Source organism: Janthinobacterium sp. SUN033 (assembly GCF_030397595.1).
GTDB classification, from domain to species: Bacteria; Pseudomonadota; Gammaproteobacteria; order Burkholderiales; family Burkholderiaceae_D; genus Janthinobacterium; species Janthinobacterium kumbetense.
Map to the genome: position 1 here is coordinate 407,591 of NZ_JAPQNV010000004.1, position 25,740 is coordinate 433,330.

At 64.6% G+C, this 25,740-nt stretch carries 28 protein-coding genes; 7 read left to right on the top strand and 21 right to left on the bottom strand.

The window, feature by feature from the left end:
• Positions 1-163 precede the first annotated feature (163 nt).
• Positions 164-940 (top strand): helix-turn-helix transcriptional regulator, encoded by a 777-nt coding sequence (locus OX460_RS18925; RefSeq protein ID WP_180278646.1) that lies wholly within the window; start codon positions 164-166, stop codon positions 938-940.
• Here OX460_RS18925 and OX460_RS18930 read toward each other — a convergent pair.
• The 17 genes from OX460_RS18930 to gpmA all read right to left on the bottom strand — a co-directional run bounded on the left by OX460_RS18930 (position 913) and on the right by gpmA (position 18,871).
• On the bottom strand, positions 913-3,165 hold the full coding sequence (locus OX460_RS18930; protein WP_099665797.1) for a patatin-like phospholipase family protein: 2,253 nt from the start codon (positions 3,163-3,165) through the stop codon (positions 913-915). The genes OX460_RS18925 and OX460_RS18930 overlap by 28 nt on opposite strands.
• A gap of 58 nt (positions 3,166-3,223) precedes the next feature.
• Positions 3,224-3,781, bottom strand: coding sequence for a type II secretion system protein N (locus tag OX460_RS18935; protein WP_099665798.1), 558 nt, complete (start codon positions 3,779-3,781; stop codon positions 3,224-3,226).
• A gap of 15 nt (positions 3,782-3,796) precedes the next feature.
• Positions 3,797-5,017: a type II secretion system inner membrane protein GspF gene (gene gspF / locus OX460_RS18940; protein ID WP_099665799.1), complete on the bottom strand. Its 1,221-nt coding sequence runs from the start codon at positions 5,015-5,017 to the stop codon at positions 3,797-3,799.
• 10 nt (positions 5,018-5,027) lie between these two features.
• Positions 5,028-6,449, bottom strand: a complete 1,422-nt coding sequence (gene gspE, locus OX460_RS18945) for a type II secretion system ATPase GspE (RefSeq protein ID WP_077398708.1) — start codon at positions 6,447-6,449, stop codon at positions 5,028-5,030.
• Between the two features lie 10 nt (positions 6,450-6,459).
• Entirely contained in the window at positions 6,460-8,697 is a 2,238-nt protein-coding gene (gene gspD, locus OX460_RS18950; RefSeq protein ID WP_289899567.1) for a type II secretion system secretin GspD, read from the bottom strand.
• Positions 8,694-9,470 carry a type II secretion system protein N gene (locus tag OX460_RS18955; protein WP_289899568.1) on the bottom strand — a complete coding sequence of 259 codons (777 nt, stop codon included), beginning with the start codon at positions 9,468-9,470 and terminating at the stop codon, positions 8,694-8,696. Before OX460_RS18955 ends, gspD begins: the two co-directional genes overlap by 4 nt.
• On the bottom strand, positions 9,467-10,000 hold the full coding sequence (locus tag OX460_RS18960; protein ID WP_251349449.1) for a type II secretion system protein M: 534 nt from the start codon (positions 9,998-10,000) through the stop codon (positions 9,467-9,469). The genes OX460_RS18955 and OX460_RS18960 overlap by 4 nt, the downstream gene beginning before the upstream one ends.
• The gene (gene gspL / locus OX460_RS18965) at positions 9,997-11,226 is read right to left on the bottom strand and encodes a type II secretion system protein GspL (protein WP_289899569.1); all 1,230 of its coding nucleotides are present in this window, start codon (positions 11,224-11,226) and stop codon (positions 9,997-9,999) included. The genes OX460_RS18960 and gspL overlap by 4 nt, the downstream gene beginning before the upstream one ends.
• 19 nt (positions 11,227-11,245) lie before the next feature.
• A complete protein-coding gene (gene gspK / locus OX460_RS18970) occupies positions 11,246-12,217 on the bottom strand; it encodes a type II secretion system minor pseudopilin GspK (protein WP_289899570.1) in 972 nt (323 codons plus the stop codon).
• Positions 12,214-12,837, bottom strand: a complete 624-nt coding sequence (locus OX460_RS18975; RefSeq protein WP_099665805.1) for a prepilin-type N-terminal cleavage/methylation domain-containing protein — start codon at positions 12,835-12,837, stop codon at positions 12,214-12,216. Before OX460_RS18975 ends, gspK begins: the two co-directional genes overlap by 4 nt.
• Positions 12,837-13,217, bottom strand: coding sequence for a type II secretion system minor pseudopilin GspI (gene gspI / locus OX460_RS18980; protein WP_240317643.1), 381 nt, complete (start codon positions 13,215-13,217; stop codon positions 12,837-12,839). The genes OX460_RS18975 and gspI overlap by 1 nt, the downstream gene beginning before the upstream one ends.
• Positions 13,217-13,711: a GspH/FimT family pseudopilin gene (locus OX460_RS18985; protein ID WP_051959291.1), complete on the bottom strand. Its 495-nt coding sequence runs from the start codon at positions 13,709-13,711 to the stop codon at positions 13,217-13,219. The genes gspI and OX460_RS18985 overlap by 1 nt, the downstream gene beginning before the upstream one ends.
• Before the next feature lie 12 nt (positions 13,712-13,723).
• A complete protein-coding gene (gene gspG, locus OX460_RS18990; RefSeq protein ID WP_289899571.1) occupies positions 13,724-14,176 on the bottom strand; it encodes a type II secretion system major pseudopilin GspG in 453 nt (150 codons plus the stop codon).
• A 93-nt stretch (positions 14,177-14,269) separates the two neighbouring features.
• Positions 14,270-15,031: a molybdopterin-synthase adenylyltransferase MoeB gene (gene moeB / locus OX460_RS18995; protein ID WP_289899572.1), complete on the bottom strand. Its 762-nt coding sequence runs from the start codon at positions 15,029-15,031 to the stop codon at positions 14,270-14,272.
• An 8-nt stretch (positions 15,032-15,039) separates the two neighbouring features.
• Positions 15,040-16,533 carry a S41 family peptidase gene (locus tag OX460_RS19000; protein WP_289899573.1) on the bottom strand — a complete coding sequence of 498 codons (1,494 nt, stop codon included), beginning with the start codon at positions 16,531-16,533 and terminating at the stop codon, positions 15,040-15,042.
• Between the two features lie 51 nt (positions 16,534-16,584).
• Positions 16,585-18,048, bottom strand: a complete 1,464-nt coding sequence (locus tag OX460_RS19005; RefSeq protein WP_289899773.1) for a peptidoglycan DD-metalloendopeptidase family protein — start codon at positions 18,046-18,048, stop codon at positions 16,585-16,587.
• A gap of 76 nt (positions 18,049-18,124) precedes the next feature.
• Positions 18,125-18,871, bottom strand: coding sequence for a 2,3-diphosphoglycerate-dependent phosphoglycerate mutase (gene gpmA, locus OX460_RS19010; RefSeq protein ID WP_176381555.1), 747 nt, complete (start codon positions 18,869-18,871; stop codon positions 18,125-18,127).
• 106 nt (positions 18,872-18,977) lie between these two features.
• On the opposite strand from gpmA, the gene OX460_RS19015 reads away from it, so the two are divergent.
• From OX460_RS19015 to OX460_RS19035, 5 genes are all read left to right on the top strand, one after another.
• The gene (locus OX460_RS19015; protein ID WP_289899574.1) at positions 18,978-19,394 is read left to right on the top strand and encodes a rhodanese-like domain-containing protein; all 417 of its coding nucleotides are present in this window, start codon (positions 18,978-18,980) and stop codon (positions 19,392-19,394) included.
• A gap of 25 nt (positions 19,395-19,419) precedes the next feature.
• Positions 19,420-19,686 carry a glutaredoxin 3 gene (gene grxC, locus OX460_RS19020; RefSeq protein WP_070220900.1) on the top strand — a complete coding sequence of 89 codons (267 nt, stop codon included), beginning with the start codon at positions 19,420-19,422 and terminating at the stop codon, positions 19,684-19,686.
• Between the two features lie 160 nt (positions 19,687-19,846).
• Positions 19,847-20,323 (top strand): protein-export chaperone SecB, encoded by a 477-nt coding sequence (secB, locus tag OX460_RS19025; protein ID WP_077398684.1) that lies wholly within the window; start codon positions 19,847-19,849, stop codon positions 20,321-20,323.
• Between the two features lie 84 nt (positions 20,324-20,407).
• The gene (locus OX460_RS19030) at positions 20,408-20,869 is read left to right on the top strand and encodes an SH3 domain-containing protein (RefSeq protein WP_099665810.1); all 462 of its coding nucleotides are present in this window, start codon (positions 20,408-20,410) and stop codon (positions 20,867-20,869) included.
• 68 nt (positions 20,870-20,937) lie between these two features.
• Positions 20,938-21,978, top strand: a complete 1,041-nt coding sequence (locus OX460_RS19035; protein ID WP_251349455.1) for an NAD(P)H-dependent glycerol-3-phosphate dehydrogenase — start codon at positions 20,938-20,940, stop codon at positions 21,976-21,978.
• Positions 21,979-21,992: 14 nt separating this feature from the next.
• On the opposite strand, the gene OX460_RS19040 is transcribed toward OX460_RS19035, so the two are convergent.
• From OX460_RS19040 to mscL, 4 genes are read right to left on the bottom strand one after another with little or no spacing between them, the layout of a single operon-like run.
• A complete protein-coding gene (locus OX460_RS19040; protein WP_289899575.1) occupies positions 21,993-22,337 on the bottom strand; it encodes a cupin domain-containing protein in 345 nt (114 codons plus the stop codon).
• A gap of 15 nt (positions 22,338-22,352) precedes the next feature.
• On the bottom strand, positions 22,353-23,045 hold the full coding sequence (locus tag OX460_RS19045; protein WP_289899576.1) for a DUF2461 domain-containing protein: 693 nt from the start codon (positions 23,043-23,045) through the stop codon (positions 22,353-22,355).
• Between the two features lie 21 nt (positions 23,046-23,066).
• Positions 23,067-24,227 (bottom strand): Do family serine endopeptidase, encoded by a 1,161-nt coding sequence (locus tag OX460_RS19050; RefSeq protein ID WP_180278647.1) that lies wholly within the window; start codon positions 24,225-24,227, stop codon positions 23,067-23,069.
• Between the two features lie 39 nt (positions 24,228-24,266).
• Positions 24,267-24,716 (bottom strand): large conductance mechanosensitive channel protein MscL, encoded by a 450-nt coding sequence (gene mscL, locus OX460_RS19055; protein WP_046681989.1) that lies wholly within the window; start codon positions 24,714-24,716, stop codon positions 24,267-24,269.
• Between the two features lie 414 nt (positions 24,717-25,130).
• On the opposite strand from mscL, the gene petA reads away from it, so the two are divergent.
• A complete protein-coding gene (gene petA / locus OX460_RS19060) occupies positions 25,131-25,739 on the top strand; it encodes a ubiquinol-cytochrome c reductase iron-sulfur subunit (protein ID WP_034783594.1) in 609 nt (202 codons plus the stop codon).
• Position 25,740: the final 1 nt, after the last annotated feature.

Consider the following 25,740-nt stretch of genomic DNA (forward strand, 5'->3'; position numbering starts at 1 on the left):
ACCTCTACAAGTGGATGAGTTGCCTGGTTGTAGCGCGCCGTGCGAGCCACAAGCGGGAGTGTCATCGTTTTTGCCGAAAAGTACTATCTCCTTGTGCAAAGTGCCATTCAGGGATACATTCGGTACCGTCATCCGCCACTAATCTTATCAAAAGGGATATCCCGTGAGTTCACCCGAACTGGTTTTGCGCGTGCTGCGCACGCAACTGCGCGCCGCCGGCATCACCTATAAAGTGCTGGCCGAACGCATCGGCATGAGCGAATCGAGCGTCAAGCGCATGTTTGGCCAGCACGACATGTCGCTGTCGCGCCTGGCCCTGATCTGCAAGGCCTCGGGCATCGCCATGGAAGACGTGCTGCGCGGCGCGGCCGACATCACGCCGCATGCCGACACGCTCACCCTGGTGCAGGAAAAGTCGCTGGTGGCGCATCCGCGCCTGCTGCTGGTGGCGATCTGCTGCCTCGGTCACTGGAGCCTGGAACAGGTGGTGGAAACGTATGCGCTGACGCAAGCCGAATGCATCGGCTGCCTGGCCGAGCTGGACCGGCTGGGCTTGATCGAGCTCAAGCCGCTGAACCGCTACAGCCTGCGCGTCTCGAACGCCTTCCACTGGCTGGCCGACGGCCCGGTGCAGCAGTACTTCCGCGAACACGTGGTGGCCGATTATTTCAGCGGGCATTTTGACGGTGCCGGCGAAACCCTGATGTGCATCCCGGCGCGCCTGTCGCTGTCGAGCGCGCAGGAGCTGGTGCAAAAGATCCGCCAGCTGGCCGAGGAACTGGCGCGCCTGCACCAGAACGACCGCCGCCTGGCCCCCGCCGAGCGCGACGGCTTTACCCTGCTGCTGGGCTTTCGCTCATGGGAATTTGCCGCCTTCACGGCCCTGCGCCGCAGTACGGCGTCCGCCGCGCCCTACCAGACCGGTCCCAGGAACAGGTAGAGCGTACTCTCGCCGCCCTTCGATGCGCCCGACGCCACGTACACGGGACCGAAGCGCGTATCGACGGAGATGAAGGCGCTGCTGGCCTGCGTGAATTTGGTGGATTTCCAGTGCTCGCTCTGATCGAAGCCGCCGCCCATTTCCAGCGAAAAGCCGGCTCGCACGGCGCCGCCCAGGGTGCTGGGCAGGGAACCGATGCGGCGCGCCATCACGAAGCGCGCCAGGGCCACGCTGCGCCCCGTCACCGATTCGAACTGCGTGCCGGACAGGCGCAGGAAGCCGCCCAGGCTGAGTGGCGCCTCGCCGCGCTGCGCGCGCGCCCATTCGCCATACACATGGCCGGCCCAATTGCCGCGGCCAAAGGCCTTCAAGCCCGTGATGGCGGAACGCCCCAGGCCCGTCTCGCCCGAACCCGTGGTCGAGGCGCGCGTCCAGGTGGCGTCAAACAGCACGCCGCGCGTGGGGAAACCGGGCGAATCGAGCGTATCGACGCGGAACTGGACGAACTGGTTGGTGCCCAGCGCCCGCTCCTGCGGGTAGGCCGGGTCGGCCGGGATGCTGACACCGGCCTTGACTTCGCTGCGCGAGACGCCGAACTGCAGGTCGCCCCAGAAGCCGAACTGGCGTCCCAGCACCAGGCTGGCGCCCTGGCCGCTGTAGGCGACGCGCGCGCTGCGCCGTCCCTTGTCGAACAGGTCGACCGCCTGCGAGCTGTACTGGATTGACGGCGCGATATACCACGGGTTGCCGGCGCCCAGCGGCTGCCAGTACTGCACCCCGAAGTTGCGCGTGGTGCCGATCTGCGCCATGCTGCGCAATTCGCCGCCCCAGCTGTTCAGATTCGAGCGCACATGCAGCAGCTTCAGGGCAAAGGTATTGCTGTCCCTGAAATCGCTGCCCACTTCCAGGCCCACGCGCAGGCGGCTGCTGGCCCACGGCGCTTCGACGGCCTTGATGGTGACGGCGCGCTGGTCGCCGGAATCGACCACTTCCGTCTCCACGCGCGCCACGTCGCCGCGGCCATACAGCTTGGCCGCAGCCTTGAGCACATCTTCCTGGCTGACGGACTGCCCTTCCACCAGGCCCGATTGCGCCTGCAGGATGCGCGGATTGATATCGCCCTCGCTCTCCACGGCCAGGCGCGTGAGCGGCAAGGCCACGTCCAGCAGGGCCGGCGCGGCCAGGCGCAGCTGCTCGCGCGCCGCATACTGTTCCGGCGGCAGGGCCAGCGGCGCCAGGCGGGCGGCCAAGGCCTGCGCCGCCTGCTCGCCGGCGCGCATGGCGCGCGCATAGTTTTCAAAGTCGAGGAAACTGACGCCCGTCAAATCCGGCGCCACCAGGATATCCTGCGGCTGCAGCTCCTTGAGCGAGCGCTGCACATTCTGTTCCGTGAGGATTTGCAGCATCTGCTGCGCCACGCCGATGGCGCTGCCCAGCTCTTTTTCCGGCGCCAGCGGCGTGCCCACATTAACGGCGATGATGATGTCGGCGCCCATGGCGCGCGCCATGTCGACGGGCAGGTTGCGCACCAGGCCTCCATCGACCACCAGCCGGTTATTCACGCGCACGGGGGCAAACACGCCCGGCACGGCCAGCGAGGCGCGCATCGACAGGAACAGGGGCGTATCGACCAGTTCCACCAGCTCGCCATTGACCAGGTCCGACGCCACCGAGCGGAAAGGCAGCGGCAGCTGGCTGGCGGGGCGGTCGCGCATGCCGGCCGGCAGCAGCCGGTTCAAGGCCATTTCCAGCGCCGCATTGCTGGCCGCCGACGGCGGCGTGGAAATGCCGTTGCGGCTGGTGCCAAACTCGATGCGCGACGGCAGCAACAAATCTTCCTCGCGGCGGCGGAACGCCAGTTCGTCGCGCGGCGGCCGGTCGGCCACCACGCGCGCCCAGTTGGTCTCGCGCGCCATCTTTTCCAGGTCCGCCACGGAAGCGCCGGCCGCATACGCGCCGCCCACCACGCCGCCCATGCTGGTGCCGACCACCATGTCGATCGGCACATGCAGCTCCTGCAGCACTTTCAAGACGCCGATATGCGCCAGGCCGCGCGCGCCGCCGCCCGACAGCACCAGGGCGATGCGCGGACGCGCCGCGACGGGTGCGGGAACGGCCGGCGTGGCAGCGGAGGTAGTGGGGGCGGCGGGAACGGCGGCGACAGCCGGCGGCAAGGCGCACAGCGCCGCCACGCAGCCCGCCAGGACGGCACGAATCGAGAACATGAAGACTCCTGTGGCGATGGCGGCATGGCGCCATCGGCAAAATACGATAAAAACAGCGTTAATTCGGCGGCGGCACGCTGCTCACTTGCGGCGCCGGCATCATGGTCGCCGGCCGCTGCTGCTCCATCGGCAGCGGCGGCGGCACCAGGTTCGTGGCCGGCGCAGGGGCCGCGGCCGGCGCTGGGGTAGCGGACACCTGCCCCGGCAAGGCCAGCGCCTTGTCGTCGGCCACCAGGTCGATGCGCTTGCTCACGCCGCCGTCGCGCAGCAGCACGTGGCGCGCATGCACTTCCAGCACCGTCACGCCGGGCACCACTTCGGCGCCTTCCGGCAAGGCCACGGAGGGCTTGCCATCGGTCGAGATGATGGCCACGCTGCCGCGGCCATTGCCGGCGGCCACCACGCCCTTGAGCTGGTAGTTGCTGGCCGTGGCCACGCTGACCTGGCCGCCGAACAGCGAGGCGCCCGCCTCCACGCTGGCATCCTGCACCACCGGATTGGGGGGCGGATTGATGGGGCGCTGCGGCGCCTTGAACAGCTGCATGGCCCAATAGGCCAGCGACACGGACAGCGCCACGACGGCGAGCAAACTTGTAACTTGAGGCAAACGCTTCATGGCTTCCTTGGATACTTATCTTACAAGCTGATTGATTTCGATAATCGGCATCAGCACGGCCAGCACGATCAGCAGCACCACCACGCCCATCGCCAGGATCAGGGCCGGTTCCAGCAGGCCGGCGATGGTGAGCGTGCGGCGTTCCAGGTCCTGCTCCTGCGCGCTGGCGGCGCGTTCCAGCATGGCCGGCAGCTCGCCCGTGATTTCGCCCGCGCGTATCATGTGGATCAGCATGGGCGGAAAATGCTTTTGCGCCGACAGCGCGCGCGCCAGGCTGACGCCCTCGCGCACGGCGCCGCTGGCGTCAGCCACCAGTTCCTGCATCGCCACGTTGGTGAGCGTGTCGCGGCTCGTGTCGAGCGCGCGCAGGATCGGCACGCCGGATCCCGTGGTGATGGCCAGGGTGCTGGCGAAGCGCGCCGTGTTCAGGCTGCGCTCGAATTTCCCATACAGGGGCGCCGTCAGCAGCCAGGTATGCCAGCGCCGTTTCAGGGCCGGCTGCTGCAGCGCGCGGCGCCAGGCGAACCAGGCGCCGGCCAGGATCACGGCCACGACGAGGCCATAGTTGCGCACGAAGTCCGACAGCGCCAGCATGATCACCGTCAGCATGGGCAGCTTCTGCTTGGTATTGGCGAATACGGAGACGATCTGCGGTACCACATAGGTGAGCAGGAAAATCACGATGGAAAACGCCACCACCGTGACGATGGCCGGATACGTGAATGCCAGCTTGACCTTCTGCACCAGCGCATTGCGCCGCTCGATATAGTCGGCCAGGCGCGAGAGCACGCGCGACAAATGGCCGATCTGCTCGCCCGACGCCACCAGCGCCCGGTAAATTTCCGCGAAATCGCGCGGGTGGCGCGCCAGCACGTCGGAAAACGCGGCGCCGCCGATCACTTCCGAACGGATCGAGGCGATCAGGTCGCGCAGGTAAGGCCGCTCGGCCTGTTCCAGCAGCGCGGAAAACGCCTGCTCCAGCGGCAGGCCCGCTTCCAGCAAACTGGCCAGCTGGCGCGTAAACAGGGCCAGCTCGGTGCTGGACAGGCGCTCGCCGAAGCCGCGCCGTTTGGTCACGCCGGCGGCGTCGACCTGCGCGGCGATCGGTTCGACGGCCAGCGGCACCAGGCCTTGCACGCGCAACTCGGCGCGCGCGGAACGGGGACTGTCGGCATTGAGCACGCCCTTGCGGGTCGCGCCTTGCGCGTCGACGGCTTCATAGCGGAATGCGGGCATGGTGGCGGGCCTAGTCTTTGGTCACGCGCAGCAACTCGGCCTGCGTGGTGGTGCCGTCGCGCAGCCAGCGTTCGCCGTCGTCGCGCATGCTCGTCATGCCGTCCTGCAGGGCCACGGCGCGCACTTCCGCTTCCGAGGCACGGTTGTGGATCTGCGCGCGGATCTGCTCCGTCGTGCGCAGCAGCTCGTACACGCCCACGCGGCCCTGGTAGCCCGTCTGGCCGCAATGCTCGCAGCCGACCGCCTGCCAGTACTGGCCGTCGAAGGTCTTGCAGGAACCGCACAGCTTGCGCACCAGGCGCTGCGCCAGCACGCCCAGCAGCGACGACGACAGCAGGAACGGCTCGATGCCCATGTCGAGCAGGCGCGTGACGGCCGCCGAGGCGTCGTTCGTGTGCAGCGTCGCCAGCACCAGGTGGCCCGTCAAGGATGCCTGCACGGCAATCTGCGCCGTTTCCAGGTCGCGGATCTCGCCGATCATGATCACATCTGGATCTTGCCGCAAAATCGCCCGCAGCGCCTTGGCAAATGTCATGTCGATGCGCGGATTGACCTGCGTCTGGCCGACGCCGGCCAGATCGTACTCGATCGGGTCTTCCACCGTCAGGATGTTCGTGGTGGTGGCGTTGAGCATCGACAGCGCCGCGTACAGGGTCGTCGTCTTGCCCGAGCCGGTGGGGCCCGTGACGAGCACGATGCCGTGCGGCTGCGTGATCAGGCCGTCGAACTGTCCCAGCATGGGCGCGCTCATGCCCAGGTGCTGCAGGTCGAGGCGCCCCGCTTCCTTGTCCAGCAAACGCAGCACGGCCCGTTCGCCATGCCCGGTGGGCAGGGTCGAGACGCGCACGTCGACGGGCTTGCCGCCCACGCGCAGGGTGATGCGGCCGTCCTGTGGCAAGCGCTTTTCGGCGATGTCGAGCTGCGCCATGATCTTGATGCGCGAAATCAGCGAACCGTGGATGGCTTTCCTGGGACGCACGACGTCGCGCAGGCTGCCGTCGATGCGGAAGCGCACGACGGACGTCTGCTCGAACGGCTCGATGTGGATATCGGACGCGCCTTCGCGCAGCGCCTGCGTGAGCAGCGCGTTGATCATACGGATGACGGGTGCGTCGTCGGACGATTCGAGCAAATCCTCGATGGCCGGCACGTCCTGCAGCAGTTTTGTCAAATCCAGGTCGGCGTCGAATTCATCGGCCATCTGCGACGCGTCGCCGCCGCCGCCCGCGTAGGCGCCGGCGATGGCCGCATCGAGGTCGCCGCGCGGCAGCACCGTCAGCTGGATCTGGCCGAAACGGCGCGACACTTCGGCAATCGCCGCCGGCGCCGTCGACGCGGCCACCAGCACCTCGACGGGGGCGCCGTCGACGGCGCCGGGCCGGGCCAGCAAGCCAAAATCGCGCGCGTAGGCGTAGGGAAGCAGATTACTCATGACTGTCCCATCACTTCTGCGGCTGCGGCTGTTGCTGATATTGCTGCAACTGCGACTGCGGCGGCGTGGCCGCGTTGGCCGGCGCGCCTGGCGGCGGCGTCGGCGCCGGCGGCACGGGGCGCGTCACCATGCTGCCGCCCACCGGCTGGCCATCCTGCAGGGCCGGCAGCACGGGCGTGCCCAGGTCTTTCAGCATCAGATTGCCCGATGCCGGCACGGCGGCCGTCTCGGCCGAACGCATGTAGTCGTAGCGGTCGGCCGCCAGGCTACCGCTCTGCTCCTTGTTGCGCACGATGACGGGGCGCAGGAAGATCATCAGATTGGTTTTCTTGCGCTCGCGCGTCTGGTACTTGAACAGGTTGCCGATCAGGGGAATGTCGCCCAGGCCGCGCACTTTTTCCGCGTTGTCGCCCGTGCTGTCCTCGATCAGGCCGCCCAGCACGATGATCTGGCCATCGTCGGCCAGCACATTGTTTTCGATCACGCGGTTGTTGATGGTGATGCCGCTGACGGCCGTCGAGGTGGATTTGTCCACGCTCGACGTCTCGTGATAGATGCCCAGCTTGATCGTGCCGCCTTCGGAAATCTGCGGACGCACCTTCAGGGTCAGGCCCACCTCCTTGCGGTCGATGGTCTGGAACGGGTTCGTGTTGGTGCCGGCCGTGCTGGTGTACTGGCCCGTCAGGATAGGCACGTTCTGGCCCACCTTGATGGTCGCCAGCTCGTTGTCCAGGGTGATCAGGTTCGGCGTCGACAGGATGTTCGCGTTGCCGTCCGATTCCAGCGCATGCGCCACGGCGCCCAGGCCCAGCGCGCCGTTGATCTGCTTGAAGATGCCCAGGGTCAGGCCCCCCGTCGGCAGCACCTTGCCGCCGCCCAGCGCCAGCTTGGCGATATTGTTGTCGGTGCCGCCGGCGAACGACTGCAGCGCGCCCACGCGGTAGCTGCTGCTGCTGTCGCCGGAAAGCCCCAGCCACTGCACGCCGAACTCGGAGGCCTTGGCCGACGTCACTTCGACGATCAGCGCCTCGATGTAGACCTGGGCGCGGCGCACGTCGAGCTGGTCGATCACGGCGCGCAGGTTGCGATAGACGGCCTCGTTGCACGTCAGGATCAGGGTATTGGTGGAGGCGTCGGCCTGGATGAAGCCTGCCGCGCCGCCCGAGGACAGCTGCTGCGGCCCGTTGCTCAGCGAAGCGCCGCCCGTGGTGCCGCTTTGCGTATTGCCGCCCAGGCCAGTGGTGTTCATGCCGCCGCCCTGGTTGTTCTGGTTATTCGTATTCAGGCTGTTGTTGCCCGGCTGCTGCGCCGAAGCGGCCGTGCCGTCCGACGTCACCACCGAACGCAGGGTTTGCGCCAGCTTGGTGGCGTCCGCATTTTTGAGGTACACCACGTGCACGTTGCCCAGCTGCGTGGTCGGCTGGTCCAGCTTGGAAATGAGCGACTTGGCCAGGTTGGCGCGCGCCGCCGACGGCGCGCGCAGCACCAGCGAATTGGTGCGCGGGTCGGCCAGCACGGACACCTTGCCCGCGTCGGCCCCTGCGGCGCCGCCCGCATTGCCGCCTTCCATCAGTTTATTCACCATCGAGGCCAGGTCGGAAGCGATGGCATAGCGCACGGGGATCACGTCCAGGTCCGTCGAGGCGGGCACGTCGAGCGCGGCGATGATCTTCGCCAGGCGCTTGAGGTTATCCGCGTAATCGGTGATCACCAGCGAGTTGTTGCCCGGGTTGGCATTGATCGTGTTGTTCGGCGAAATCAGGGGGCGCAGCACGGCCAGCAGGTTGGCCGACGATTCGTAGTTCAGGTAAAACACCTGGGTGGCGATCTGGTCGCCCTTCACCTGGCTGCTGCCATTGCCCACCTGGGTCGGCACGGATTGCAGCTTGGCGTCCGCTTCCGGCACCACTTTCGCATAGCCGTCGCCGGAAACCACCGCATAGCCTTGCAGGCGCAGGGCCGAGGCCAGCAGAGCGAAGGCTTGCGTCTTGCTGATCGATTTTTCCGACACCAGCGTGATCGTGCCCTTGACGCGCGGGTCGATGACGAAATTGATGTTGGTGTAATGGCCCACGGCCTTGATCACGGACTCGATGTCGGCGCCGACGAAATTGAGCGCCGCTTCATCGCCGGGCGCGGCCCAGACGGGGGCCGGCATGCCGGCCACGGAACAGCACAGCAAGGCGGCGGCCGACAGGCGGCGCAGCGAAAAGGAGAAGGTATGGGGGCTCACGGATGGTTTTTTCATTGTCTGAACTCTAAGGCGATGATGTTTTTTTCGCTATTGCTACGGCGCTGTCCCAGCAAATTCAACAAACTCGCCAAGGTCTCTTCATATCCTGCTGCGGCCTGGGCCTGGCCGGAAAACTGCATGCGCCCCTGTTGCAGGCTGCCGCTGCCGTCGAGCAGCAGCGGTCCTTTGATGGAGCGCAAGGTCAACGTCGCCTGCTGCCCCTGCCAATCGAAATCGAGCTCGTAACTGCCCAGCGGACGCAAGGACGACAGGCGCGACGCCATGTCCGTCATCTGCAGGGTCGTGCGGCCGACGGCGGAAAACTGCTGTTTTTCCAGCGCCAGCTGCAAGGTGCTCCACGACAGGCGCATACTGCCCGTCGGCGCCACGGTATTCAAGGGCGCGCCCAGGCCGCCCAGGCCGTCGGCCGGCAGCAGCAGGGCCGCCGGGCTGACTTGCCAGTGCGACCACGAGCCGCGCAAATTGACGGCCTGCGACAGCGCCTGCGCATTCTGCAATTCCACGTCCACCGATCCCCACAGCACGGATGGCGAAATGCGCCAGCTGAAGCGCCCCGGCAGCAGGGGCGTCACGGCGCCATTCGCGCTGGCCGCCCCGCCGACAAAGGCCGAGCCGCGCCACAGGGTACCTTGCGCATCGCCCAAGGTCAAACGTCCGCCCGTCTGCTTTTCCACGAGACTGGCGACCCAGCCGGCCGGGAAAAACACCAGCAGGGTGACGCAGACGCTGACGATGATGGCCAGCAGCCAGCCTAGCAGGCGTATCATCGCGCCGCGCCCGGGCTCTGGTGCAGGGTCAGGCTGGCGTCGACCAGCCCCGCCTTGCCCTGCGCCGTGATCTTCGCTTCCTGCACCGCCACGCGGCCTTCGCGGCGCAAGCCGTCCAGCCACAGCATGACGCTGGCGAACGGCACGCCGTTCAGCTGCACGCGCGCGTACTCTCCCGTCAGCGACAGCGATTGCGGCGCCAGGCCGCGCGCCTTCAGCGACGCGTCGAGGCTGTCACGGCTCATGCTTGCCACCTGCACGGGCGCCTGGCGCGCCAGCTCGCCCGCTTCGCGCGCCAGCGCCTGCAGCTGGGCCGCGTTCTGGCGCAGCTCGGGCAAGCTCTTTTGCAAGGCGATGCGGCCCGTCCAGGCCGGCTCGAAGAATACGGCGTAGACGAGGGCCAGCCCCGCCACCACGCCGCCGATGCTCAAGAGCTTGCGCTCCTGCGGCGTGCGCTCGGCCCAGAAGGCCTGCACGGCCTGCTGCTGCCCCGCCCAGGCGGCGCGCGCCTTGTTGACTGCTGCACTCATGTTTTTGCTCCCGTGGCCGGCGTGATCTTCCACACGCCCGGCGCCGTTTCATTCAAGGCCAGCTTGCGCGCGGCCAGGCCGTCGCGCACCTGCGCCTGGGCGCTGGCGTCGACCATGTCCGGTTTCAGCTTGACGATCAGGCTGCGCTCGCGGTATTCCAGCGAGGCCACCACGCCGCGCCCGGCCAGGCCGCCCAGCGCCTCGCCCAGCGCCGCGCTCATGCTGGTGAAGTCATCCATGCTCGCTTGGCCGCCCTGCAGGCGGGCGGCGGCGATATTGCGCCGCATCTGCTCCGCTTCCAGGCCATACACGGGCGTTTCGTTCGGATACGCGGCCTTGAAGGTTTGCTGCATCGAGGTGCGCACGGTGGCGGCCTCGCGCTTCAAGCGCATCCATTCGATATTCATGCCGGCCAGATTGACGATCACGACCAGCAGCGCCAGGCGCAGCGGCCAGCGCCAGCGGCGCCATTCGGTGGCCGATCCCGTCGCCGTACCCAGGGAAGCGGCCAGGTCCAGTCCCGCGCCCCTGGCGCCGGCGATCCAGTGCGCCCAGTGGTCCGGTTCCACCGTCACGCCGTCCATGCCGGCGGCCAGTTGTTGATATTGCGCAAGCTCGGCCTGCGCCACGTAGACCGTCAGGGGCACGTCGCCGGCAAACGCGCGCGTCGTCAGCAGCGCCTGCTGCGGCTGGGCCGGCAACACCAGCCCCAGGCCCTCTTGCGGCGCCCGGCGCAAGGCCAGTTCCAGGCCATCGCCGCTGGCTTGCAGGGCAGCCGTCACGCTGCCGGGCTGCAAAGGCAGGCACAGCTGCGACGGCAGCAGCGCCACCTTGCGCGCGCCCTGCGCCAGCAAGGCTTTCACGAGTACCTCGGCCCAGGCGCGCTGCGCCACGGCCACCGTGCGCATGCCGGCGGCATCGGGCGCGCCGGCGGCCAGCAGGCAATCCTGGGTGTCGCCGAGGATGTGTTCTTCCACCAGGCCAGGCAAGGCCGCGCGCAAGCGGGCGCCGGCCAGCGGCGGCGTTTTCAGGCGCAGCAGGGTCACGTCGGCCGCCGCCAGCAGCAGCACCACCTGCTTCGCGCCGGCGATCAGCTGGCCCAGGCTGCCCAGCGGCGCGCTGCCCTGCTGCAACAGGGCGCCGCCGTCGCCGGCCAGCACGAAGGAGCAGGCCGGCGCGCTGTCGGTGGAGGCCTTGGCCGGGTGACGGATATACAATATTGTCAAAGTGACTCGCTTTCAGCTGTTAATTTTCCCGCAACCAGACCAGGCTGGTGGTGCGCTGCGGATCCGTTTTTCGATTGATGAGCGCCACGGCATCGAGCGCGGCACGGTCCAGCCGCACGCGGATGACGGTAAGGAAATAGCGGCTCTTCACATCGAGTTCCACGCCTTCAATCAGTTCAGCATTAATATTATTCTGGAAATTTAACTTATCGACAAACTTTTTGCGCGGATTGCTCAAAGTCAGGGCGCTGGCCTCGGACAGCGACATCATCGTTACGGCCGCCAGCACCTCGGCCGGGGCCGTGTTCACGTTGACCCCCGTGATTTCGGGCAAGATGATGACGACATCGCGCAGCTGCTCGATCATCTGCGGCGTATAGCCGGGCACGGCCAGCAAATCCTCGACTTGCGTGAACGCCACCGGCTCGCTGCCGCCGCCCGTGGCGGGCGTGGCAGCGGGCGTCTTGCCGTCGGTGCCGCTGGCGGTGCGCGGCTTCGGCCGCGCGCGCAGCACGGCATCGGCCGTCGCTTGCGCCAGGCCGCTGTCGAGCTTCATGTTGGACAATAAACGCTGGTAGGCCAGCACCTGCTTCGGATTGATGGTGCCCGTGGCGTCGACCAGGTTGGTGATATTGAAGCGCGCCTGCGCATCGAGCGCGCGGCCCGAGACGGTGGCGTCGAATTTTTCCGTGTCGACCTTTTCGCGGTCCACGTAATCGTCGAGCCGCGCTTCCTCGATGGGAGTGGCCCACACGCCGTCGGCCGCCGTCAGCATGGGATTGTCCTGGCGCAACCAGAAGCGGGCAAAGTCGACCATGCCGCGCATGGCCCACTGCGTCTGCAGGCGCAAACGCTGGTTTTCCATCGAGCGCACCTGCACCTGCTGCTGCCAGAACAGGCTGGCGACGACGGTGATGGCCAGCGCCGTCAGCAGCAAGGCCGTGATGACGGCCACGCCGCGCTGGCGCGAGGGGAACTTGAAGCGCGTCATCCCGGTCCCAATAAAAAGACTTTGGACAGGCCCGCGTCCTGGCCCGGCATTTGCAAGGTCACTTCCAGGCCCGGCACCTGGGTGGAGATAGTGGCGCCCGCCGTCAGCACGTTCCAGGCGCCATTGCTCCAGCCGCGCATGACCATGCTGTCGACGCCCTGCATCAGGGCCACGTCGGCGCTGGAGGTATCGGTATCGTCGCGCGCCGCCTGCCACAGGGTGTCGAGCACGGCCAGGTCGCGCGTGCCGTTCGACTCGCGCCGCGTCAGCACGCCGCCGCGCAGCCGGTAAGTGACCACTTGCAACTGTTGCGGCTCCTGCTCCGAGGCGGCCAGGCGCACCAGGGTCAGGCGGTCATTTTCCGCCGACAGGTTGATGCGGCCGTTCAGCAGGCTGTTGTTCAGCCCGGCGCCGGCCAGGTGGTCGCAATCGCTCTGCATCTGGGCAAACGCCAGCTGCATGCCGCGCGCCTGCTCCAGCTGGCTGGTCAGCACTTCGCGCGAGCGCATGATGCTGTCCAGGCCGCGCCAGCCCAGCACGGCGACCATGGCCAGGATGCCGATGGCCACGAGCAGCTCGATCAGGGTGAAACCCGCGGCAGGGACAGGGCGGCGCAGCATCAGTCGTTAAAGGAAAGCAAGACCAGGCGCACGATGCGCCGGGCCGGGTACTGTGCGTCATACACGTTGACGCGCACTTGGCGGATGCGGGGATTCGGCGTGGCCACCACTTCCTCCTCGCAAATGAGTTTTAAATCGCCCTGCGGGCAGTCGACCGTGCGCTTGCCCGTCTGCGGGAACGTCTTTGCCAGGCGCAGCCGCACCAGATGGTTTTCCGCCGACCAGGTGGCCATCATGGCGCTGCGCAAGCCGTCGCTGTTCTGCGTCAGGCTGCCGACGGCGCGCAAGGACGCGCCCAGGGCCGTGCCGACGATGACGAGGGCGACGAGGACTTCCAGCAAAGTGAAGCCGCGCTGGCGGCCATGACGTGGGAGCCGCATCATTGCTCGACCGTGAAGTGGCCGATGCCGTCGGCGCGGATGGCCACGCTGCGCTCGCCGCTGGCCAGGGTCAGGACAAAAGGCTTGTCGACCGGTTCGCGGCCGAAGATGATGCGCAGCGGCTGGGCCACGCTGTTCGAGGGCTGCACGCTGAGCAGCATGGGCGTGTTGGCAAACGCGCGCTCGCGCAGCAAATCGTCCTGCGTCACGGGTTGCCACAGCTTTTCATTGAGGACCAGGAAACGGTATTGATTTTCGTCAGCCTCGAACGCCACCTGCCGGCTGCGCACGATGGCTTCATCGCGCGCCAGCTGCAGCAGCAGGGCGATGCGTTCGGCTTCCTTTTGCAAGGCTTGCTGGCCATTCGGCATGGCGTTCAGCGACACCAGGCCCAGGGTCACGCCGATGATGACCATCACCACCAGCAATTCGATCAGCGTGAAGCCGCTGGCACGTGGCCGGGGCGGAGCGCGACCGGTGGTCATGGCTGGCATGCAATGGAAAACTTACAGTTCCCAGGAACCGATATCGGCATCGTCGCCGCTACCGCCAGGCTGGCCGTCGGCGCCCAGCGAAATGATGTCGACTTCGCCCTTCACGCCCGGCGACAGGAACTGGTACGGATTGCCCCATGGATCTTTCGGCATCTTTTCCAGGTAACCGCCCGCCTTCCAGCCATTCGCGGCCGGTCCCGTGGTCGGTTTCTCGATCAGCGCCTGCAAGCCCTGTTCCGTGGTCGGGTAGCGCTGGTTATCCAGGCGATACAGTTTCAAGGCTTGCATCACGGTAGCGATATCGACTTTCGCCGCCGCCACTTTCGACTCGCCCGTGCGGGCGATCAGCTTGGGCACCACCAGCGACGCGAGGATACCCATGATCACCACCACGACCATGATTTCGATCAAAGTGAAGCCGCGCGCGCGGCGACGGCGTATCGGATGGTTTGCTGCGTTTTGCATAAGAAAGAGAGAAGAAGGTGAGTAATGAGTGCAGAGTATAAAGCGGAAATATGACAAAGCCTGTCATATAGGGAAAAATTTGTGCGGGGGCTGTCAGGCCGGCAAGACCACTTCGCCGCAAACGGCGCAGCCGGGGTCGCGCGCGACGCGCATGCTGCTCCATTCCATGTGCAAGCCGTCGAGCAGCAGCAGCCGTCCGGCCAAGGACTCTCCCACGCCCATGATCAGCTTCAAGGCCTCGGCGGCCTGCATGGCGCCCACCACGCCCACCAGCGGCGCGAACACGCCCATGGTCGAGCACGCCTCGTCCGTGAACTGCTGTTCCTGCGGAAACAGGCAGGAATAGCACGGTTGCGTGCCCGTGCGCGGGTCGAACACGCTCACTTGCCCGTCGAAACGGATCACGGCGCCCGACACCAGCGGCACCCTGGCCGCCACGCAGGCGCGGTTGACGGCGTGGCGCGTGGCGAAGTTGTCGGTGCAGTCGAGCACCACCGTGGCGGAGCAGACCAGTTCGGCCAGACGAGCGCCGTCGAGGCGCTCCTGCAAGGCGACGATATCGATCTCGGGATTGATCCCGGTCAAGGTTTCGCGCGCCGACAGCACTTTCGGCTGGCCCACGCGCTGCGTGGTGTGGGCGATCTGGCGCTGCAGATTGGTCAGGTCGACCGTGTCGTCATCGACCAGGGTCAGCTTGCCGACGCCGCTGGCGGCCAAATACATGGCCGCGGGCGAGCCGAGTCCGCCCGCGCCGATCACCAGCACATGCGCGTCGAGCAAGGCTTGCTGGCCTTCGATGCCGATCTGGTCCAGCAGGATGTGGCGCGAATAGCGCAGCAGCTGATTGTCGTTCATGGCGGCGACTACGGTTTTTGCACAGGAATCTTCTTGTCGTCCGCCTTGATATCGGAAGCGATTTCCGGCTTGGCGCCGATCTTCTCCACCTTCGCATCGACCTTGGCCAGCTGCACCGGCAAGCCCTGGAAGTGGTTCAAGGCTTGTTGCAGCTGGAAATCGTCCTTGGCGCCGTATTCGAGCGGCTTGCGCTTTTTCGCCGTGGCGATCAGGCGCTGCTCTTCTTCCAGCTGATCCTGCATGCCTTCCATCGTCGGCTTGGCCGCTTCCGGCTTGCCGTCGTTGCTGCTCAAGTGTTTTTCCAGATCCGCCTCGCGGATGCGCAGGCTGTTCCAGCCATCGCCTTCGGCCGTTTCATCGACCAGCAAGTCGGGCACGATGCCGCGCGCCTGGATGGCCCGGCCTTTCGGCGTGTAGTAGCGGGCCGTCGTCAGCTTGACGGCCGTGTCGGCCGTGATCTGGCGCAAGGTTTGCACGGAACCCTTGCCGAACGTCTGCGTGCCGATGACGGTGGCGCGCTGGTAATCCTGCAAGGCGCCGGCGACGATTTCCGAGGCGGACGCGGAACCGGCGTTGACCAGCACCACCAGCGGCACGGTTTTCAGGGCGGCCGGCAGCTTGGCCAGCGGGTCGGCCCTGGCGCCGGGTGCAGCATAGAATTCGCGGCGGCCATAAAACACCTGTTTCGACTCGGGCAACTGGCCCTTGGTGGAAACGATCACGGAATTGCCCGGAAGAAACGCTGTCGCCACGCCGATGGCGCCCGGCACGACGCCACCGGGATCGTTGCGCAAGTCCAGCACCATGCCCTTGAGCTTGGGGTCTTGCGCATACAGCGCGTTGATCTTTTTGACCATGTCATCGACGGTCGGTTCCTGGAACTGGGCGATGCGCAGCCAGGCATAGCCGGGCGCGACCATCTTGGCCTTCACGCTTTGCACGCGGATTTCCTCGCGCACGATGGGGAAGACCAGCGGCTTGCTTTCGCCCTTGCGCGACATCGTCAGCACCAGCTTGGTGCCCGGCTGGCCGCGCATCTTCTTGATGACCTCTTCCAGCTGCAAGCCTTTCAGCGGGATATTGTCGAGGCGGGTGATCAGGTCGCCCGCCAGGATGCCGGCCTTGGCGGCAGGGCTGTCCTCGATGGGCGAGACGACTTTCACGTAGCCGTCTTCCATGCTCACTTCGATGCCGATGCCGACAAACTTGCCTTGCACGCTTTCGCGCATTTCCTTGAAGGCATTTTTATCCAGATACACGGAGTGCGGGTCCAGGGACGAGACCATGCCGGAAATGGCTTCCGTCAAGAGTTTCTTGTCTTCCACCTTCTCGACGTAATCGGACTTGATCAAGCCGAAGACGTCGGACAACTGGCGCAGCTCGTCGAGCGGCAGCGGGGCATTCGTGATTTTTTGCGCCACGGCCGGGAACTGCAGCGACATGCCGATGCCGGCCAGGACGCCCAGACCGATCAGGCCGATACTTTTGACTTTGATACCCATGTATTCTTCGCAATCTACAAATTCGCTGCCGCAGCAATGGTGGGAACTGAATTAAAACTTCACCCAGGTGGCGGGGTCGAAGGCGCGGCCCTGATGACGCAATTCAAAGTATAGCCCTGATTCCTCGTTGCCGCCGCTGTTGCCCGCGCTGGCAATGGCCTCGCCGCCCTTGACGGCGTCGCCCACGCGTTTCAGCAGCGACTGGTTATTGCCATAAATACTCATGTACTGGCCGCCGTGGTCGACGATGATCAGATTGCCGAAACCGCGCAGCCAGTCGGAAAACACGACCCGGCCGCCGGCGATGGCGTGGATCTCGCTGCCTTCGCCCGTGCGGATGAACACGCCCTTCCAGCTGGGGCCGTCACCGCGCTTGCTGCCGAAGCGGGCGGCGATCTTGCCCGCCACGGGGGCGCGCAGCTGCCCTTTCATGCTGGCAAAGGCGCCGGCCGGCGCGGCCGGGCCCAGGCTCGGGCGGTCCGGCTCCGGTTCCGGCTTGGGTTCCGGTTTCGGCGTCACCTTGGCCACTTGCGGCGGCTCGTCGTCGTCGATCGGTTCCAGTTTCACGGGCGGCGGTGGCGGCGTTTGCGGCTTGATCTTGCCCGATTTGTTTTGTTGTTCTTTCGCAAGACGTTCGCGTTCGGCCTGCGCCTGGGCGGCCTTGGCGCGCGCGGCCAGCAGGCGTTCGCGTTTTTCCGCCGCGATCTTGGCGTCGGCGGCCGCTTTCGCGGCGGCGCGTTGCTCGGCCAGCAATTGCTGGCGTTTCTTTTCGGCCGCGGCGGCGGCGGCTTGCTCTTCGATCAGTTTTGCCAGTTTGTCGACCAGGTTGCCCATGCGCTGTTCGTCGCGCTCGACATTGCCCACTTCCTTGCGCTGCGCCACCAGGCGCTGCGACAAGCTCGTCAGTAAGGCGGCGCGGCGCGCCTTCTCCTGCACCAGCAGGGCCTTCTGGTCGCGCTCTTCCTGCGCGATTTCTTCCAGTTCATCCTTGGCGTTCTGCACCTCCGCCTGGTTTTTCTCCACGGCAAGCAAGTTGGCGCGCAAGGCTTCCAGCAGGCGCGCCTGCGCCTGCGACACATACGCCATCAGTTGCAAGTCGCGGTTGATGCGGTTCGGGTTATCGCCCGACAAGAGCAGCTTGATGCGGTCTTCGTTGCCGGCAACATATTGTTCACGCAGCAACTTCGACAGCTGCGTCTTCTGCTTCTCGACGGTGGCCGTCAATTGCTGGTGCTCTTGCCCCAGCGCATTGAGTTTCACGCCCGTCTCGCTTTGCTCCTGCGCCAGATCGCGCAGGGCGCGGTTGGCGTTGGAAATGGCCTCTTCCGACTCGGCCAGGGTATCGGCCGCGTCATCCTTGGCGCTTTCCGTGCGGCTGATGTCGCGCTTGAGCGCCGTCAGCTTTTGTTGCAATCCAGCACGTTGTGCTTCCGCGGCCGCCTTCTGCTTGCTGCGTTCGGTGGGCTTGGCGCCCTGCGCGGCACCGCTGGAAAGCAGCAGCGCCAGGCACAGCATGGCGCCGGCGCGCCACGCCGGCAGGGGTCGTTCAGCAGAGGGGGCGATGGCTGTGCCGCGGAAGAAAGACGACAAGTTACTTGGCCTTCCCTTGGTTCGCCACGGCAGCTTGCGCTGCCGCAATCGCTGCCGGGTCGCCCAGGTAGTAATGACGGATCGGTTTCAGGTCGGCGTCCAGTTCATACACGAGCGGCTGGCCGTTCGGGATGTTCAGGCCGACGATGTCGCTGTCGCTGATGCCGTCGAGCATCTTGATCAGCGCGCGCAGGCTGTTGCCGTGGGCCGAAATGATGATTTTCTTGCCGGCGCGGATGGCCGGGGCGATTTCCTCGTCCCAGGCCGGCATCACGCGCGCCACGGTGTCTTTCAGGCATTCGGTCAGGGGAATCGATGCTTGCGGCAAGCCGGCATAGCGCGGATCGTTGAACGAGGCGCGGTCATCGTTCGCTTCCAGCGGCGGCGGCGGGGTGTCGTAGCTGCGGCGCCATACCAATACTTGCTCGTCGCCATACTTGGCGGCTGTCTCGCCCTTGTCCAGGCCTTGCAGGGCGCCGTAGTGGCGCTCGTTCAAGCGCCAGTCGTTCTTGATCGGCAAATACATCATGTCCATCTCGTCGAGCGCCAGCCACAGGGTGCGGATGGCGCGCTTCAGGACGGAAGTGTAGGCCACGTCGAACGTAAAACCTTCCTGCTTGAGGATCTGGCCGGCGGCCTTGGCTTCGTTGACGCCCTTTTCCGTCAGATCGACGTCGGTCCAGCCGGTGAAGCGGTTATCGAGGTTCCAAGTGGACTCGCCGTGACGCATGAAAACGATTTTGTACATAGTTCTATCTTCTCAAGGGGTTCAAATCAAAAAAGCAAAACGTAAAAAGACCTCGTCCAGCTTCTATTTTATAATGCGCGGATTGACTTAAACCATTGGACCCTACGTGAAATTCATTATCGACCACATTTTTCTGTTTGCCATCGTCATTATTTCCGGCGGCGCCCTCCTCTGGCCACTGCTGTCGATGCGCGGCAAGCGCGCGACCGTGCTGGAAGTCACGCAACTGATCAACCGTGGCAAGACTGTCATCGTCGACGTGCGCAGCGCGGAAGAATTCGCCACGGGCCACTTGCCTGACGCAAAAAATATTCCGCTGCCGGAACTGACAAAACGCCTGGGCGAGCTGGAAAAATTCAAAACGCGCCCCATTGTAGTGGTTTGCCAGAAAGGTTCGCGTTCGGCAACCGCCGTCGGCCTGCTGGGCAAAGCCGGTTTCGCTGAGGCAACAAGCCTGGAAGGCGGCCTCGACGAATGGAAAAAGCAAGGTTTGCCATTGAAAACCTTGTCGCTGGCGAAATAAGCCAGCCTTAACTGAAGGAATCATCATGACCGTACCAGTAATTGTCTATAGCACCGCCGTGTGCCCGTATTGCGTGCGCGCCGAGCGCCTGTTGGAAGCCAAGGGCGTGGCCGTGCAAAAGATCCGCGTCGACCTCGACCCGGAAGAGCGCATCAAGATGATGGAACGCACGGGCCGCCGCACGGTGCCGCAGATCTATGTGGGCGATACCCACGTGGGCGGATTCGACGATTTGTATGCGCTCGATCAAGCTGGCAAGCTGGACCCCTTGTTAAATGGCACGGCAGCCTGATATAAAGCGGGTTCGAGAAATTGCTTGGTTTTTTGTCGTATTGTTTTGATACAATTGCCCTCGCACCTGATCTGGCCGCGCCTATCCGGCGCGGTTTGAATACCGCAAGCACCATATTTGAACGGTGTGCCGTTCTTGTCCTTTACAACGAAAGCGTTCCATGTCTGACGAAAATCTGCAACCAGTCTTCCAAATCCAACGCGTCTACCTGAAAGACATGTCGCTGGAACAACCAAATTCCCCAGCTATTTTCCTGGAACAAGAAGCACCAGCCATCGAAGTGGCACTGGACGTGGGCGCTGCGCCTCTGGCCGACGGCATCTTCGAAGCCACCGTGACCATCACCGTCACCGCCAAAGTCGGTGAAAAGGTCGCTTTCCTGGTTGAAGGCAAGCAAGCCGGTATCTTCGAAGCACGCAACATTCCTGCTGATCAACTCGATCCACTGCTGGGAATCGGCTGCCCGAACATCATCTACCCTTACCTGCGCGCCAACATCGCCGACGTGATCACCCGTGCCGGCTTCCCGCCAGTGCACCTGGCCGAGATCAACTTCGAAGTGTTCTACCAACAACGTCTGCAAGCTATTGCTGACGCCGCAGCAGCTGCCCCGGCAGCCGACGCGACGACGCACTAAGCTTCAGGCAAGACCCCGCCAGCCGTCAAGGCTGGCCTGACACGGCGGCCTGGCCGCCGTGTTTCGTTAAGGTTCAAAAATATCATGTTGAAAAGTGCGCTCTTGAGCAAGTTCCGCTGGATGGCCGGCGCCGTGCTGCTGCTGGCGACCGCCGCCAGCCACGCCGTCGATTTCAAAACGGTGGGCGCGGCTCCCGTGATCCTGTACGACGCGCCATCCGCAAAGGGCGGCAAGCTGTACGTGGCGCCACGCGGCATGCCGCTGGAAATCGTGCTCAGCTACGGCGAATGGGTCAAGGTACGCGACGCCAGCGGCGAAATGGCCTGGACGGAAGCCAAGGGCCTGTCCGCCAAGCGCAACGTCGTGGCGCGCGCCGCGAACCTCAAGGTTCGCGCCAGCCCCGACGACACCGCCTCCCCCATCATCCTCGTCGACAAGGGCGTGCTGCTGGAAATGAGCGAGCAGCCGAGCTCCAACTGGGTCAAGGTCCGCCACAAGGATGGCCAGAGCGGCTACGTCAAGACCAGCGAAGTGTGGGGCCTGTAAGCACCGCCAGATTCATCCGGGCAGCGGCCAGCCGCGCCGCGCCCCTCCCCCTGCCAGACTGAGGTCGCATGCAAGTTTCTCCCGATACATCTCCCGCCGCCACGGCGCTCCCCCGCAAGATCACCATCCTCGGCGCCGGCGCCTGGGGCACGGCCGTGGCCATGGCCCTGGCCGGCCGCCACGACGTGCTGCTGTGGGGCCGCAACGGCGACGCCATGGCGGCCATGGCCGCCAGCGGCGAAAACAGCTATTTGCCCGGCTTCCCCTTGCCGCCGCAACTGCGCATCAGCGCCGATTTCGACGCCGCCGTCGCGCATGCCGGTGGCGAACACGGCATCCTGATCGCCGCCTGCCCCGTGGCGGGCTTGCGGCCCATGCTGCAGCAATTGAAAGACAAGGCCATCGGCAACCTGGTGTGGCTGTGCAAAGGCTTTGAAGGCGGCACGGGCTTGCTGCCGCACCAGATCGTGCAGGAAGTGCTCGGCGACAATATCCCCGGCGGCGCCCTGTCCGGCCCCTCGTTCGCGCAGGAAGTGGCGCGCGGCTTGCCGTGCGCGCTGACCATCGCCTCGCACAGCGCGGCCTTGCGCAGCGCCGTCGTCTCGGCCTTGCATGGCGGCACCATCCGCGTGTATGCGAGCGACGACCTGGTGGGCGTGGAAGTGGGCGGCGCCGTCAAGAACGTGCTGGCGATCGCCACGGGCGTGGCCGACGGCCTGGGCCTGGGCTTGAATGCGCGCGCCGCGCTGATCACGCGTGGCCTGGCGGAAATCACGCGCCTGGGCACGGCCCTGGGTGGCCAGACGGAAACGTTCATGGGCTTGACGGGCATGGGCGACCTGATTTTGACGTGCACGGGCGACCTGTCGCGCAACCGCCGCGTCGGCCTGGGCCTGGCGCAAGGCAAGGCGCTGGACACCATCGTGGCCGAGCTGGGTCATGTGGCCGAAGGCGTGCCGTGCGCCAAGGCAGTACGCGAACTGGCGCGCCGCATGGGCGTCGAGATGCCGATCACCAACGCGGTGGCCGGCGTCCTGTTCGATGGCGATTTGCCGCACGTGATGGTGCAGCAGCTGCTGTCGCGCGATCCGCGCGCCGAAGCGGCTTGAGCGCCAGAAAAAACCTAACGTCCCGCCTTGTGCATGAGTATGGTCAGTAATAACAGGCTGTCTTCGCGCGCTTCCAGGGCGTGCGCCTGGCCGCCGAGCAGGTACAGCATCTGCCCCGGCCCCAGCAGGTGTACGCCGCCATGCGCCGTCACCGCCACCTGCCCTTGCAGGCACAGCAAGGTGATTTCGCCGAGCACGTGATGCTCGGGCATGGTCTTGCCCTTGGGCATGCACATGCGGATCAATTCCAGTTCATCCGTCTTGGCCAGCGCGATGGCGGAAAACTGCGACAGGTCGTCGCCGTCCCTGCGCAGCACCTCGATCACCTGTCCTGAACTTGCGTGTTCCAGTGCCATCATGTGCTCCTTCCGCAATTACTCGGTGACTTCCTCCGGCTCTTTCGCGCCGCGCATCCACTCGACCAGCGGCCACGCATCCTTCAAGCCTTCCGCCAGGGTCGGCAGCAGTTGCTCGGGTTCGTTCACGGGCAGCGGCACTTCGGTCCAGACAAAAAAGCTCTTCAGCTTGATGAATTCGATATGTTCGGCATCCGCCTCGAAGCCCTTGGGAGGGCGCTGCAGCTTGCCCTCGTTCTGGATGGTGCCGAAACGGGCTTTCAAACGCTTATTTTTCAGCACTTTGGAAAACCCTGGCGCGTCGTTGACCATGTGCTCGCGCAGCGCCTTCAGGCGCCCGGGCGGCGGCATGTATTCGCCGGCGCCGAACAGCAAGTTGCCCTGGCCATCGATCTGCAGGTAATACGTGGGACCGCCCGCCTTGCTGGGACGGCGCATGTCGTTCGGCGCGATGGCGGCCGAAAAGCGCGTCTTATACGGGCTTTTATCGTGCGCGAAACGCACGTCGCGGTTGATGCGGAACAAGGCCTTCTTCGGATTGCAGTACTTCACGGCCGGGTCGAACTTGCCGAGTTCAGCAATAAGTGACGTCACCAGTGCAAGGAATTCCTCGCGCAGGATGTCGTAACGGGGCTTGTTCATGACAAACCAGGGACGGTTGTTGTTGTCGCTCAGTTCACGTAAAAATTGGGTCAAATCACGCACATGCATGTGTCAAATTCCGATCAGCAACTATTTGGAAAGCTCTTTCGGGAGGGGGCGCTTGCCCACCATCACGTCGAGCGCCGCTTCGCGATTCTTGCGCAGCACCGTCATTTTAGCTTTTCCGCCGGGCGGCAGTTGGGCGATCAGGTTCAGCATTTCCGTCGTGTCGCCGACAGGCTTGCCTTCCACCGTCAGCAGGATGTCGCCGGGCACGATGCCCGCCTTGTCGGCCGGGCCGTTGCGCACCACGCCGGCGATGATGGCGCCGCTGCTGCGCTGCAAGTTGAAGCTTTGCGCCAGCTCGGGCGTGATGTCCTGCGTTTCCACGCCGATCCAGCCGCGCACCACATGGCCATCCTTGATGATGGCTTCCATCACGGTTTTCGCCGTCGAGACGGGGATGGCGAAGCCGATGCCGACGGAGCCGCCGCTTTGCGAGTAAATTGCCGTATTGATGCCGATCAAGTTGCCGCGCGTATCGACCAGGGCGCCGCCCGAATTGCCGAAGTTAATCGCCGCATCCGTCTGGATGAAATTTTCAAAGCTGTTGATGTGCAGGTTGTTGCGGCCCAGGGCGGAGATGATGCCCATGGTCACCGTCTGGCCCACGCCGAACGGATTGCCGATGGCCAGCACCACGTCGCCCACGCGCGCCAGTTCCGACTGGCCCAGCACGATGACGGGCAGCTTGTCGAGGTTGATCTTGATCACGGCCAGATCCGTTTCCGGGTCCAGGCCCACCACCTTGGCAGGCGCCTTGCGGCCATCCGTAAGCACCACTTCGATTTCGTCGGCGCCTTCCACCACGTGGTTGTTGGTCAGCACATAGCCTTCATGGCTGACGATGACGCCCGAACCGAGGCTGTTTTTCAAGTCGTCGTCATCCTCGCCGTCCGGGTCGCGGTCGCCGAAGAAACGTTTGAAGAAGGGATCGCGCGCCAGCGGATGGGCGCCGCGCTTGGGTACTTGCAGGGTGAGGATGTTGACGACGGCGGGCATGGCGCGCGCCGCCGCGTCGCGGTAGGAACCGGGCGCCAGGCTGCTGGACGCCGTTTCCACCACGGGCACCGGTTTAGTCGGAGAGCCCAGTTGCTGTACCCGGCTGGCCGGGCGCAGCGCGCCGTACACAAAGTACAGCGCCAACGCGATCGTCACGGTTTGCGCAAACAATAACCAGAATCGTCGCATAACACTCCACCCAGGTCAGCCGGCCGGTGCCGGAACGACTTATTTTGCCAGATCGTTGCTATTCTGTCCGTTCTTCTGCAGGGAGTCGCGGATTTCACGCAGCAGCACGATGTCTTCCGGCGTGGCCGGTGCCGGCGCCGGCGCGACCGGTTCGCTGCGGCGGGCCTTGTTCATCAGGCGCACCATCTGGAAGATGATGAAAGCCAGAATGACGAAATTGAGCAAAATGGTGAGGAAATTGCCGTAGGCCAGCACGGCGCCCGCCTTTTTCGCTTCCACCAGGGTCAGGGTCGTCGCCTGGCCATTCAGGGGCAGGTAGTAATTGGCGAAATCGAGGCCGCCGAAAATGCGGCCGATGGGCGGCATGATCACGTCTTGCACCAGGGAATCGACAATCTTGCCGAAGGCACCACCGATAATGACACCGACCGCCAGATCGACGACGTTACCCTTCATTGCAAATTCTTTAAATTCTTGCATCATTGCCATGAAATTTCTCCTTCGGATATGTATAAAAAACATGCCGATCATACTATTGATTCCCGGGCACACCAACTTGTGGTTGCCGGCGAGACCAATTCCGGCACAGCCGCGCGCATCTAGTTCGAAAGAACTAGCCACCTCCTGCAAAAGTATATAAATTATGGTACAAGCAACGTTTTTGTTTTATTCGTTGTTTGCTTCACTTATAATTTGCGGTTGCCAGAAGCGGCTTTTTCGCTTCCGGATAATCAACAAGAAACTGGCATGGGCTGCGCCATAGTCCGAAGTTCCGCAGGGATGTTGCCACTTTACCGCACAAAGATGCGGGTTGCGGCAATCAGTGGGAAAGAACTTCGGCGACGGGTTTTTCGCGGCTGCCACTCATAATAAAGATTCGCATTTTGACTGATTGGGGTTTGCATGAGTAACGAAAAGCAGGTCGATTCAGGCCGTCGCGGCTTGCTCGTCGCCACGTGCGCGGCGGGCAGTGTAGTTGGATTGGCAACCGCGGGAGCCTTGGTAAGCACCTTCCAGCCGTCGGAGCGCGCGAAAGCGGCTGGCGCGCCGGTCGAAGTAGACATCACCACCTTGCAACCCGGCGAAATGCGCACCGTCGAATGGCGCGGCAAGCCGGTCTGGATCCTGAAGCGCACGCCGGAAATGATCGCGTCGCTCAAGCAAACCGATGGCAAGGTCGCCGATGCCAATTCCCAACGCAATCCCGCCGAATTCACGCCCGAATACTGCATGAACGAGGCGCGTTCCATCAAGCCTGAAATTCTCGTCGCCGTCGGCATCTGCACCCACCTGGGCTGCTCCCCTTCCTCGAAATTTACCCCCGGCCCGCAACCGTCGCTGCCCGATGACTGGGAAGGCGGCTTCCTGTGCCCTTGCCACGGCTCCACCTTCGACATGGCTGGCCGCGTGTTCAAGAACAAGCCGGCGCCGGACAACCTGCAAGTGCCGCGCCATATGTACCTGAGCGACACCAAATTGCTGATAGGTAAAGACGAGAAAGGCGAGGCTTGAT